Here is an 11,766-nt window from a genome sequence, read left to right as displayed (position 1 = left end):
TCTGCTGGGCGCCGCTACAGTGGTGGCATGCAAGAAAAACTCAGTGCCCGCACGGCCGTGCTTTTGGGCATTCCGCCACTGCTGTGGGCCGGCAATGCCGTGGTGGGCCGGGTGGTGCACGACATGGTGCCGCCGCTGACCCTCAACTTCCTGCGCTGGCTGCTGGCCTTCCTCATCCTGCTGCCGCTGGCACACGGCGTGCTGCGGCGTGGCAGCGGCTTGTGGCCGCACTGGCGGCGCTACGCCCTGCTGGGCCTGCTGGGCATCGGGCTCTACAACGCGTTGCAATACCAGGCGCTGCAGACCTCCATGCCGATCAACGTGACCCTGGTGGGCTCCAGCATGCCGGTGTGGATGCTTGCCGTAGGGGCGCTGTTCTTTGGTGCGCGCATCACCTCACAACAGTTGCTGGGCGCAGCGTTCTCGATGGCGGGCGTCCTCACGGTGCTCAGTCGGGGGCAGTGGAGTGCGTTGCTCGCGCTGCGGCTGGTGCCAGGCGACTTGTACATGCTGCTGGCAACCATTGCCTGGGCGTTCTACAGCTGGCTGCTGGTGAAAACCAGCGAACCCACCCAATTGCGTGGCGACTGGGCGGCGTTCCTGATGGCGCAACTGGTCTTCGGGCTGGTCTGGTCGGGCCTGCTGGCCGGCAGCGAGTGGGCCAGCGGCCGCACCGCCATCGATTGGGGCTGGCCACTGGTGGCGGCGCTGGTCTTTATTGCGGTGGGCCCAGCCGTGGTGGCCTACCGCTGCTGGGGCATCGGGGTGCAACGCGCTGGGCCGGCCGTAGCGGGTTTTTTCTCCAACCTTACCCCACTGTTTGCCGCACTGCTCTCGGCGGCATTTCTCGGCCAGGCGCCCCATGCCTACCACGCCGTAGCCTTTGCGCTGATTGTGGGCGGCATCCTGGTGTCTTCGCGCCGCTGAATTTTGCTTAAGGCGGTGGCAGCAAGGCCAGCAAATCAGTGATCGGCATGGGCTGGCCCAACAGATAGCCCTGGTAAAAGCTGCAGCCATAATTGCGCAGCAAGGCGCGCTGCTCTTCGGTTTCGACCCCCTCCGCAATCACCTCGAGTTCCAGGTTGTGGGCCATGCCGATGATGGTTTGCACGATCACTTCGTCGGTCGGGCGCGTTCCCAGGTTGCGTACAAACGACTGGTCGATTTTGAGCTGGTGCAGCGGCAAACGCGTGAGGTAGGCGAGCGACGAATAGCCCGTGCCAAAGTCATCCACCGAGAACCGGATGCCACGGGTACGCAGCTGGAGCATGCGGGCAACGGTTTCCTCCACGTTGTCCAGCACCAGCGATTCCGTGAGTTCCAGGGTCAGCAGATGGGCGCGGGCGCCCAGGGAAGCCACCTCGCCGAGCACCTGCTCGACAAACCCTGCATGGCGAAATTGGCGGGCGCTTACATTGACCGACAGTTGCAGCTTTTCGCAGCGTGGGTCTTGCTGCCACCGGGCCAACTGCGCACAGGCCGTGCGCAGCACCCAGTTGCCGATCAACACGATGAGATCGCTTTCTTCGGCAGCCGCTATGAAGGCAACGGGCGGTACCAGTCCACGCTCTGGGTGTTGCCAGCGCAGCAGTGCCTCGGCGCCCACCATGGTGCCATCGTACGCAAACTGAGGCTGGTAATAGAGCAGGAACTCGTCGTTGCGCAGTGCCGATTTCAGGTCGGTTTCCAATTGCGCCCGGTTGCTGATCGCCGTTTGCATTTGCGGGTCGAAAAAGCACAGCCCATTGCCATGGCGTGCCTTGACCTGGTACATCGCGATATCCGCCTGGCGCAGAAGTTCGGCTGCCGCCTGGGGTACCTGACCAAACAGCGTGGCGCCCAGGCTGGCAGTGATCTGGTGCACATGCTCCCCCAACGCATAAGGCTGCTCAAGACTGCACAGCAGCTTTTCAGACACGCGCTGGGCCTGGGCGGCGGCCTCCACCGCAGTGCCGGAGAGGTCATTGAGCATGATCACGAATTCGTCTCCGCCCAGCCGCGCGACGGTATCTGCGCCCCGCACGCCATCGCGCAGCCGACGCGCCACCTGCTGCAGCAAGGCATCGCCCATGTCATGCCCCAGCGTATCGTTAATGGTCTTGAACTGGTCCAGGTCCAGAAACAGCAGCGCACCGAGTTGACTGGAGCGCTGCGCACGCTCGGTCGCCTGGCCCAAACGGTCCAGCAGCAGGCGGCGGTTGGGAAGCCCGGTCAGTGGATCGTAGAACGCAAGCGTCTCGATTTCGGCCTGCGCACGCAGCACGTCGGTCACGTCGCTGTAGGTGATCACCATGCCGCCGTCGGGCGTGCGGTGCTCCATGATTTGGAGCGTCCGGCCATTGGGCAAGACCTGCTCATGCGGCCCGACCGAGTTCTTTTGTGCCGCCAGGCGTTTGTCTATCCAGGCGCTGCGTTCGGCTTCGCTCGCCTGCGGCAGGTGGTGCGATACGGTCGCCTCAAGCACCTTGCGGAACGGCAGTTGCGGCGCCATGACACCGGCAATCCAGGGAAATATTTCGTCGAAGCGCTGATTCCAATGCACCACCCGGTGCTCGCTGTCGAGCAACACGAAGCCGCTGGTCATGGCTTCGAGCGCCTGGTCGAGCTGCACTTTCGACTCTGCAAGCGCGTGGCGTGCCTGGCCAATGCGGTGCAGGTGCGCGGTAAACATATAGGCGGCAGCCAGGCACATCAGCGCAAATACGGCACTGACGACTGCCACGGCCTGGGCGTCATCACGCCAGGATTCCAACGCAGCACGCTCGGACAGGCTGGCGGATATCCACAGGTCGTCGTAGATCAGCGAGCGCGCCACCACCCGGCCCGGGGCACCGGTCAGCCGTGTCGGCATGTCCCAGGTCGGCGGCGCGGCGGGCACTTGCCGCAATGGCGCCAGCGCAGGCGCAGCAGCACCGCTGGCGGGCAGGGTGAACATACGCCTGCCGTCTCCCATTTCAAGAACGACCTCCAGACCCGGAATCTGCGCGTCCTGCGCCAGCACTGAGGCCAGCATGGCAACGGGCACTTCGGCGACGGCCACTAACCGCTCGCCGCTGCGCGTATGCAGATGGCGTGCCAGGAATATGACGTCCTCCGAACTGGCGAAACTGCGGACCGGGCCGCTGAGCACCACCACAGCCACGGCCGGCGCCAGCGCCTGTTGCACAAAACCCTCGGGCAGTTGCAGCTGCACCCTTGCCCCACGCGGATCGGAGGAGGCCAGCACCTGCCCCTTGGCATCGAGCACGGCCAACAGCCGCACGCTCAGATTGGGCCGCGTGGTGCGCGCCAGCATGGCGCTGGCGGCCTCGGGGGGCACGCCATTGGTGGCAGCGTCGTCCAAGCCAAGCACCTCACCCACACTGGCGAGCAAGATGTCGACGCCCAAAAATGCCCGATTGAGTGCCGCCTGGGCACCAGAGACGTAGCGGACCAGCTCGTGATCGGCTACTTCAAGCGCCGTGTTGCGGGTGGAGAGAATCTGCGCCGCCGCGACCAACAAGATCGCGCTGGCAAAAAAAACCACCACCGCCCAGACGGCCGACTGCGCACGTGCGGGCAGCGCCGGCTTCATGGCGAGTGCGCCGCCAGACCGGATACCCGACCAATGGTTTGGGACCAGACCTGCGCACACTGCGGGCCACAGCGTTGCAGCCAACGCGGCAACACGGCACTGGTGAAAATTTCCCGGCTGCGCACGGTATCGGTCGCGCTTGCGGGCACGATGCGCATCTTGCCCGGCCGGCCGGCCGCACAACCGGGTTTGCCACTGTTGCAGACCAGCCCCTGGGCGGTATCACGCTCGGATTCGGCCCAGACCGCCGCTTCAAGTTTCGGCAATTCCCTGCGCAGCAAGTCCTGCAAATCCATCGGCAAGGCCTGCCAGGCTGCCTGGTTGGCGCCAAAAATAGCCATGCCCCAATTCAGCGGCAAGGCATACAAATGGGTTGTCAATTCCGGTAGTCCGATGGTATTGCCCGACAGGGTGCCGGTGATCGCACAATCGAGCGCCCCGGCTTCAAAACGCGGCACAAGCTGCGCAAAGGCCGTGTGCACCGGCTCGGCCCCCAGGGCTTCGACAAAATCTGCCTGTCCTACCGACGATACCCGCACGCGCCAGCCTTTCAAGTCGCTCAGACTGGCAATCGGTTTCTTGCAAAACAGCATTTGCGCCGGATAGACGTAGATGGCAAGGGCTTCTATCCCCTGCTCTTCGCGCAGCGCGCGCTCCAGATACGGCCGAAACGCGGCAAGATGGGTCCGCAGCGTTGGCATGTCCGGATTCAAACCCACCAGATCAGGGGCCGCGTACTGCGGAAACGTGCCAACGAGAGAGCTCATGAGCACGGTGCCAAACGGCACCACGCCCAGCTGCAAGAACCGCAGCATGTCGGCGCCCGGAAGGCCGGCGCGGTCAAACGGCACGATGTTGGCGCGGTACTTGCCCGCGCTCAAGCGCTCAAGCTCGCGCGACCAGAAGGGTTCTTCGAGTTTGGTGTACTGACTGGTGCCAGCCAACCCGCCCACCACACGCAGCGTCATCACAGGCCGGGTGGCAGTGGCGGCCGCGGCCTGCTGGGCCGATGCCCCCCGCGCCCACAGCAAGCCCTGGCACAGCACCAGCAGCAAGCAGAGTATTCGCAGAGGGCGCATGGGATGGGACAAGAGGCTCTCCACTTGCATTTCAAAGACATCGAAGGTGCACATTGGGCTCCAGCATCGGGGCATTCTGCACCACTGGCGGCTCCTGTCCAGACAGGTGAACCGTGGTTTTTTTCAGAACGCCCCGGGGTACGCGCCCCCATCCACCAGCACGTTTTGTCCGGTCAGATAGCCCGCATGCACGCTGCACAGGAAGGCACAGATAGCGCCGAACTCGTCTGCCTGGCCAAAGCGCCCTGCGGGAATGCTGGCGCGCTGTGCCTGGCGCACCTCCTCTGTTGTTTTGCCGCTGCGCGCGGCGGCGCCGGCAAAGGTGGCGGCCAGCCGGTCGGTATCGAACTTGCCCGGCAGCAGGTTGTTGATGGTGACGCCATGCGCCGCCAGCGGGCTGCGCGCCACACCGGCCACAAAGCCCGTGAGCCCGCTGCGTGCGCCATTGGACAGGCCCAGAATATCAATGGGCGCCTTCACGGCGCTCGACGTGATGTTGACGATGCGGCCAAAGCCGCGCTCGGCCATGCCATCCACGGCAGCGCGGATCAGCGCGATGGGGGCCAGCATGTTCGCGTCCAGGGCGGCGATCCAGGCGTCCCGGTCCCAATCGCGGAAATCACCCGGCGGCGGGCCGCCCGCATTGGTGACGACGATATCGAAATCCTTCCCCGGCCCGCCGGGGACCGAGAGCGCCGCCTCGCGGCCTGCCTCGGTGGTGATGTCCGCAGCCACCGTCAGCACCGAAATATTCGAGGGTTTTTGGCCTCCACCGCTTATACCGTCTCGATATTCAGCTTTCAATTCAATAGCAACCTGTTGCAAGGCGGGCGCCCCCCTTGCATTGATCACCAGGTTGACGCCTTCGCGTGCCAGTGCCCGCGCGCAGCCCAGGCCAAGGCCCTTGCTCGCGCCACACACCAAGGCCCATTTGCCGGCAATACCCAAATCCATAACAATCCCCTCGCTCCGCCATCCGTGGCGCCAACGCATGATAAGGGGACTGTTTGATGAAACCCGGACCGATCTCGCGCGCCCTGCTGGCGGCCGCCGTTGCGGGCGCTGCACTGGCCTTGCCAGCCCACGCCCAGCAGGACGCCTCCGTGATCCAGCGCGCCACCGAGCTGCGCGACGCACCCGGCACCACCGGCGCCAGCCTGGGCGCATTGGCGGCCGACAGCCCGGTGGAGCGCACCGGTGAGCGCAAGGGCTCATGGATCAACGTGCGCACGCCGCAGGGCAGCGCCGGCTGGGTGCCCATGTTTGACGTGGGCACGCGCGCCAGCGCGGCGCCAGCGGCCGGCAATGCCGCGACCAGCGGCTTGCGCAGCCTGGGCAGTCTGTTTGGCGGCAACACGGGCACGACCACGGCCACCTCCACCGCGGGCATCCGGGGGCTGGATGCCGAGGACATTGCCAATGCGCAGCCCAATCCTGCCGCCGTCACTCAGGCAGAGCAGCAGCGCGTGAATGCAGAACAGGCCAGGCGTTTCGCCGGTGCCGCCTCACTGCAGGCGCACCAGGTCGCGGCATTGCCTGAGCCCGCGCCTCCCGCTTCCACATCGGCGCCTGCTGGCCGCATCAGCCCGATGAACGAAAACATCAGTCCCAACTGAAGGGGGTGCCATGCACACGATTCAAATTCCACGTGCCGCGCTCCAGCCCATGATCCGGGCGGCGATCGCCTGCGCCGCCCTGGCGCTGGCGCCGGCCCTGGTCCAGGCGCAGGATGTGATGAACCTGCTCAACTCGTTGGGCAGCCGGGCGGGAGGCACGTCCCCCGGTGGCCTGCTGGGCACGCTGACGGGCAACAACTCCGCCCCAGCCGCTGGCCAGGGCGACGACCTGATGGGCCTGCTCAGCCGCTCGGTGGAGACCATCGACGAGCCGCATGAAATCGACATCGGCCGCCAGCTCGCCGCGGTGCTGCTGGGCAGCAAGCCGCTCTACCCCGATGAGCGGCTGCAGCGCTATGTCAACCGACTGGGCCGCTGGATCAGCCTGCAGTCCGAGCGCCCCAACCTGCCCTGGACCTTCGTGGTGCTGGACGACACCGGCTACAACGCCTTTGCGGCGCCGGGCGGCTATGTGTTCGTCACCAAGGGGCTGATCGACCGCTGCGCCGACGAATCCGAGCTCGCCGGCATCCTGGCCCATGAAATCACCCACGTCACCCAACGCCACCATTTGCAGGCCATGCGCAAGACAGCGCAATCGGGCATGCTGACGCAACTCGTGGCCTCGCAGATTCACACCAATGGCGTGGGCAATCTGGTGGCGTCGCAAATCCTGGCGCTCGGGCGCAACCTGTATGCGCGCGGCCTGGACCAAAGCGACGAGTTCGAAGCCGACCGCCGCGGCGTGGCCCTGGCCGCGCGCAGCGGTTTCGACCCCTACGGCCTTCCCGCTGCCCTGCAGGTGCTGCGCGCCGCAGCGCCAGGCAATCCCATGTTCACGCTGGCGCTGGCCACGCACCCGCCGGCCGAGCAGCGCTTGGACCAGCTCCAGCAGGCCATGGGCAACCGGCTCGATGGCCTGAGTGGCGCCGCGCCGGTCACCATTGCGCAGCGCCTGCAAGGGGGCGCCAGCGCCGCGCCGGCAGTGGCCGCTGCCGTGGCTCCGGCAACCGACGCCAAGCCGGCCAAACGGCACAAGAAGAAATAGCGGCTCAGCTTGCGGGCGCGCGCGAGGCACGCGAGAACACGAAAATGCCGCAGATCACCAGCGCCGTCCCCAGCGCCACGCCAGCGGTGAACGGCTCGCCCAGCAGCCACACGCCCATGAGGATGGTCGCCATCGGTCCCACCATGCCGGTCTGCGCGGCGGCACTGGCGCCTATGCGCTCGATGGCCATCATCACCATCAGCACCGGCACCGCCGTGCACAGCGTGGCATTGAGCACCGAGAGCCACACCACCTGCGGCGCCACCAGCGCTGCACTCAAGGGGCGCAGCACCACGAACTGCAGCAGGCACAGCAAGCAGGCCACCGTCGTCGCCAGGCCCACCAGGCGCAGCGACCCCAGGCGCTTGACCAGCTCGCCGCTGTAGACCAGGTACACCGCGTAGCTGACCGCGCTGCCCAGCACCAGGAGCGCGCCCCACGCCGTTCCCGTGCCTTGGTGCACCGCCTCCTGGCCAAACACCAGCACCACGCCGCTGTAGCTCACGGCCATGCCGAGCAACTGGCCCGCACGCACACCGCGCCCATACAGCACCCGCCCCATCAGCAGCACCACGGTGGGGTTGAGGTACAGAATCAAGCGCTCCAGACTGGCGGTGATGTACGCAAGGCCAGCAAAATCGAGAAAACTCGCCAGGTAGTAGCCCGAGAACCCCAGGCCCAGCACGCCCAGCCAGTCGCTGCGGGTCAGCGCGGCCTTGCCGCGGCTCGCCCACCACGCCATGGTGGCAAACAGCGGCAGCGCGAACAGCATGCGGTACATGATGAGCGTGACCGCGTCCACGCCGTAGCGGTAGGCCAGCTTGACGATGATGGCCTTGCCGCTAAAGGCAACCGCGCCAAATAACGCAAGGGTCAGCCCAATTGCTCTGTCTTTGGTAGCTGCTTGCGCAGATGGGATAAGCGCTGCGGGCATATTTTGCTTAAATTTTCAAGCGCTCGACAAACGCGGCCGGAACGCGCGCCACCGTGCGGCTTTGCTTGTCCACAAACACCACCCCAATCTTGCCGCGGGCCACTTCGCGCTGGCTGCTGCGCTCGGTCATGCAGAACACCAGGTCGAAACCGTACTTGTTGAAGTCGGTCGGCAGCATTTGCACGCGCAACGTCTCGCCGTGAAAGCCCTCGGATTTGTACTGCGCGACGATGTCGCCCACCACGATGGACAAGCCTTCCACACCGGCCTCCCGATAACCGAGCGACTGGAAAAACCGCACGCGCGCCTCGGAGACCAGCGTGAGCAGTTGCGCGTTGTCCAGGTGGCCGCCCTGGTTGACGTGGCTGATGTAGATCTGCATCTCGGTCTCGAAACTGAAATGCGCGGGAAGCTCGAAAACGATACGTGGCATGGAAAGGAAATCAGTGGTTGGCGTGGAACATGCGCTGGTGCATGCGCCGCAGCGACCACCAGACCGAGAGGGCGACCACAGGGATCGCCAGTGCTGCCGTGATTTCCGGCGAAAGCGGCCAGCCGATCTTTTCCCCGCCCTTGGCCAGGTAGCTCACCAAGCCGACGATGTAGTAGGTGATGGCCGCCACCGACAGGCCTTCGACCGTGGCCTGCAGGCGCAGTTGCAGGTCCTGGCGCTGGTTCATGCTCGCCAGCAGTGCCTGGCTGCTTTGCTGCTGCTCGATTTCCACCCGCGTGCGCAGCAGGTTGCTGATGCGCGAGACGCGGCGCGAGAGTGCCTCCTGCCGCCGCGCCGCCCAATCGCAGGTGGCGCGCGCGGGCGAGAGGCGCCGGTCCATGAACTCGGCAATCGTCTGCATGCCGGCCAGACGCGACTCCCCAATGTCGGCAATGCGCCGGTCCACCAGCTCGAAATACGCGCTGCTGGCAGAAAAGCGCGAATGCGTGGCGGCAAACTGGCTCTCGACCTGGCCTGCCAGGCGGGTGAGGCGGTCGAGCAGGCCGGCCTCGGCGCTGCTGTCGGCGCTGCGAATGGCGTCGGCCAGCGCCGCCAGTTCGCTCTCGGCGCTGGCCAGCTCGCGGGCGGCATCGCGCGCTGCCGGCAGGCCCAGCAGGGCGGCCATGCGGTAGGTTTCAATCTCCAGCAGGCGCTGCACCAATCGGCCAACGCGGCGCGGCGTCATGCCGCCCACCAGCAGCACCATGCGCGAGCTGCCGTCGGCGTGGATGGCAAAGTCGGTGTACACCTCGCCGTGCCCACCCGCCACGGTGGAGGCGACCAGTGTGTCTTCGTGCAGCACCTGGCCGACCAGGCTGGCGTCGCTGGCGAACTCGCGCGTCTGCAGCGCCCACAGGTTCATGCTGCACAGGCACTGGCCGGGCAGACCGGCAAGCCAATCGCGCGGCACGGCGGCCCCGGCGCCCAGGGGCTCACGCTCGCCAAAGCCCTGCATCTGCAGCGGCACGGTGAAGGTCCAGGCGACGAACTCGGTATGCAGTTCCCAGCGGATCCGAAACGCACCCAGGTCGAGCCGCAAGTGGGTGGTGTGCGCGTCGGGCTGGGGTGCGTGGTGGTCGCGCAGGAGCGCGGCCAGGTGCACGCGGCTGGCTTCACGGCCTGCTTCATCCGCCAGCATGACGATGTGCAGGCAGGCCACCGGTGCCGTGATGGGCTCGGGTGGGCGGGCATGGATTTCGTTGTGCAGTTGCGCGCGCAGCGGGTGCTGCGCGGGGCCGGCGGCCTCGGGCTTGCGAAGGGAAGCATTCATCGTTCAGGTCGCCAGGGTGGTTGGGTTCAATTTTTCGAGCTGCCTGCATATGCCGCGGCGTGCGCATGGGCACGCGCGCCGTGCGCTGCATGTTCCAGATGCTCGGCCAGCAAGGCGCGGGTGACGCCATTGGTCCAGCCAAAGCCGTCCTGCAAGGGGTATTCTCCGCCGCCGCCACCATGCGCCTCGCCGCACGGCAGCTCGCGCAGGGCGTACTTTTCCACCAGCTTGCCCTCGGCCTCGTAAACCTCGGCGACGGTGGTGAGCCAGCGGTGGGCGATGTCCTGCGCCAGCACGCCGTGCCCGTACGCGCTCAAACCGCGTATGCCCATCCATTGCAGCGGCGCCCAGCCGTTGGGGCGGTCCCATTGCTGGTCGCTGGCGCATTCCGTGGTCGCCAGCCCGCCTGGGGCCAGCAGGCGGGCGCGCACCGTGTTCGCCATGGCGTCGGCCTGTGCTTGCTCGGCCAGGCCGACGAACAGCGGCGTCAGGCTGGCGGCGGTGAGACAGCTTCGGCGCTCGCCCTTGCGCCAGTCGTAGTCGAAGAAAGCGCCCTGCCCGGCATCCCAGCACAGCGAGAGCACCGCTTCGCGCCGCGCCTTTGCAAGCGCGGCATAGGACTCGCCCGCTGCCGCATCGCCCGCGCCATGGGACAGCACCGACAGCGTGGTTTCCAGTTTGTAGAGGAAAGCATTGAGGTCCACCGGCAGGATATCGGTGGTGCCGATAGCCGCCAATGTGGCGGCCGAAGCTGCGCGCGCGCGGAGGCTTGAATCGTCCTGCGGTCCAAGCACAGCCTCTTCGGTCAGCCAGCGGCTGCTGAAGTCCCAGCCAGATTCGGCCGCGGCGCGCAAATTGCGGTAAACGTCCTGCGGCTGGCGCTGACCGGCGTGCGCAGTGGCCACGTCTTCCAGCCAGGACTCTTCGCGCGGCGTATCGCGATCGTCCCAATAGCGGTTGAGTAGCACGCCGCCGGGCAGCCGCACCACGCGGCGCGCGGCCTGGCCATGGGCCAGTTCGTGCGCGCCGGCCATCCAGTACGCGTGCTCCTGCTGCAACTGGCCAATATGGTCCGCCGGGCTGGCCACGCCGTACTGGCCGGCGAGCTCCAGCATCAGCGCAAACACCGGCGGCTGCGAGCGACTCAGGTAGTAGCTGCGCGTGCCGTTGGGCACAAACCCATAGGTGTCGATCAGGTAGGAAAAATTCGCCACCATGTCGCCCAGCAGCTCGCTGCGTCCGCTGGCGGCCAGGCCGACCATGGTGAAGTAGGAATCCCAGTAATAAAGCTCGCCAAAGCGCCCGCCTGGGACAACGTAGGGCTGCGGCAACTGCAAGGCCGAAGACCGCGCGGCGTGCTTGCGTGGGTGGCGGGTGAGCACGCTCCACAGCGCGTCGATATGCCCACACAGACTTTGGCCCGGCACCGATACGTACTCGGACTTGGCAAGCTTGCTGATTTTGAAATACCGGTGCACGAAGGCGGCAAGGTCGAAATCGGGCTTGCGGTGCTGGGCGCGGTAGGCCTCGAGGATGGCTACCGGATCGGCGCGCGGCGCGCAATCGACAAAGGTTTTGCTGTCGCCAAACACACCGCCGCTTTGCACGGCAACAAACAGCTCCTGGTAGCGGTCGGCGGGCGAGAGCCGGTCAGGGGCCGGCGCCTTCGCTGCCTGGCGTTGGCGCTGATTGCGCGAGGGCGCCTTGTGGATGGTCTTGGCCTTCATGGCAGGGTGGTGACACGCTCTGGCC

Annotated in this window: 10 protein-coding genes; 3 read left to right on the top strand and 7 right to left on the bottom strand. The window is 66.2% G+C overall.

The annotated features are described in order from the left end of the window. Positions 1-27: 27 nt before the first annotated feature. Positions 28-927, top strand: coding sequence for a DMT family transporter (locus AC07ZH_RS10180; protein ID WP_495199623.1), 900 nt, complete (start codon positions 28-30; stop codon positions 925-927). Positions 928-934: 7 nt separating this feature from the next. Here the strand turns inward: AC07ZH_RS10180 and AC07ZH_RS10175 are convergent, their stop codons facing one another. From AC07ZH_RS10175 to AC07ZH_RS10165, 3 genes are all read right to left on the bottom strand, one after another. Next, positions 935-3,574 carry a bifunctional diguanylate cyclase/phosphodiesterase gene (locus AC07ZH_RS10175; RefSeq protein ID WP_495199622.1) on the bottom strand — a complete coding sequence of 880 codons (2,640 nt, stop codon included), beginning with the start codon at positions 3,572-3,574 and terminating at the stop codon, positions 935-937. Continuing rightward, on the bottom strand, positions 3,571-4,653 hold the full coding sequence (locus AC07ZH_RS10170; RefSeq protein WP_495199621.1) for a TRAP transporter substrate-binding protein: 1,083 nt from the start codon (positions 4,651-4,653) through the stop codon (positions 3,571-3,573). The genes AC07ZH_RS10175 and AC07ZH_RS10170 overlap by 4 nt, the downstream gene beginning before the upstream one ends. A gap of 123 nt (positions 4,654-4,776) precedes the next feature. Continuing rightward, positions 4,777-5,607: an SDR family oxidoreductase gene (locus tag AC07ZH_RS10165; protein ID WP_495199620.1), complete on the bottom strand. Its 831-nt coding sequence runs from the start codon at positions 5,605-5,607 to the stop codon at positions 4,777-4,779. 56 nt (positions 5,608-5,663) lie between these two features. Here AC07ZH_RS10165 and AC07ZH_RS10160 point away from each other — a divergent pair, with 56 nt between their 5' ends. Both AC07ZH_RS10160 and AC07ZH_RS10155 read left to right on the top strand, forming a co-directional pair. Then, positions 5,664-6,269, top strand: a complete 606-nt coding sequence (locus tag AC07ZH_RS10160) for an SH3 domain-containing protein (RefSeq protein WP_495199619.1) — start codon at positions 5,664-5,666, stop codon at positions 6,267-6,269. Between the two features lie 10 nt (positions 6,270-6,279). After that, a complete protein-coding gene (locus AC07ZH_RS10155; RefSeq protein WP_495199618.1) occupies positions 6,280-7,317 on the top strand; it encodes a M48 family metalloprotease in 1,038 nt (345 codons plus the stop codon). A gap of 4 nt (positions 7,318-7,321) precedes the next feature. On the opposite strand, the gene AC07ZH_RS10150 is transcribed toward AC07ZH_RS10155, so the two are convergent. The 4 genes from AC07ZH_RS10150 to treF are packed head-to-tail and all read right to left on the bottom strand — an operon-like array spanning position 7,322 to position 11,741. Beyond that, positions 7,322-8,251, bottom strand: a complete 930-nt coding sequence (locus AC07ZH_RS10150; protein WP_495199617.1) for a DMT family transporter — start codon at positions 8,249-8,251, stop codon at positions 7,322-7,324. 7 nt (positions 8,252-8,258) lie between these two features. Further along, positions 8,259-8,684 carry an acyl-CoA thioesterase gene (locus AC07ZH_RS10145; RefSeq protein ID WP_495199616.1) on the bottom strand — a complete coding sequence of 142 codons (426 nt, stop codon included), beginning with the start codon at positions 8,682-8,684 and terminating at the stop codon, positions 8,259-8,261. A gap of 10 nt (positions 8,685-8,694) precedes the next feature. Continuing rightward, entirely contained in the window at positions 8,695-10,014 is a 1,320-nt protein-coding gene (locus AC07ZH_RS10140) for a DUF3422 family protein (protein ID WP_495199615.1), read from the bottom strand. A 26-nt stretch (positions 10,015-10,040) separates the two neighbouring features. Further along, entirely contained in the window at positions 10,041-11,741 is a 1,701-nt protein-coding gene (gene treF, locus AC07ZH_RS10135) for an alpha,alpha-trehalase TreF (RefSeq protein WP_495199614.1), read from the bottom strand. Positions 11,742-11,766 lie beyond the last annotated feature (25 nt).

This window comes from Simplicispira sp. GW247-4R2A (assembly GCF_059424465.1).
This window is presented reverse-complemented; position numbering and strand designations above follow the sequence as displayed.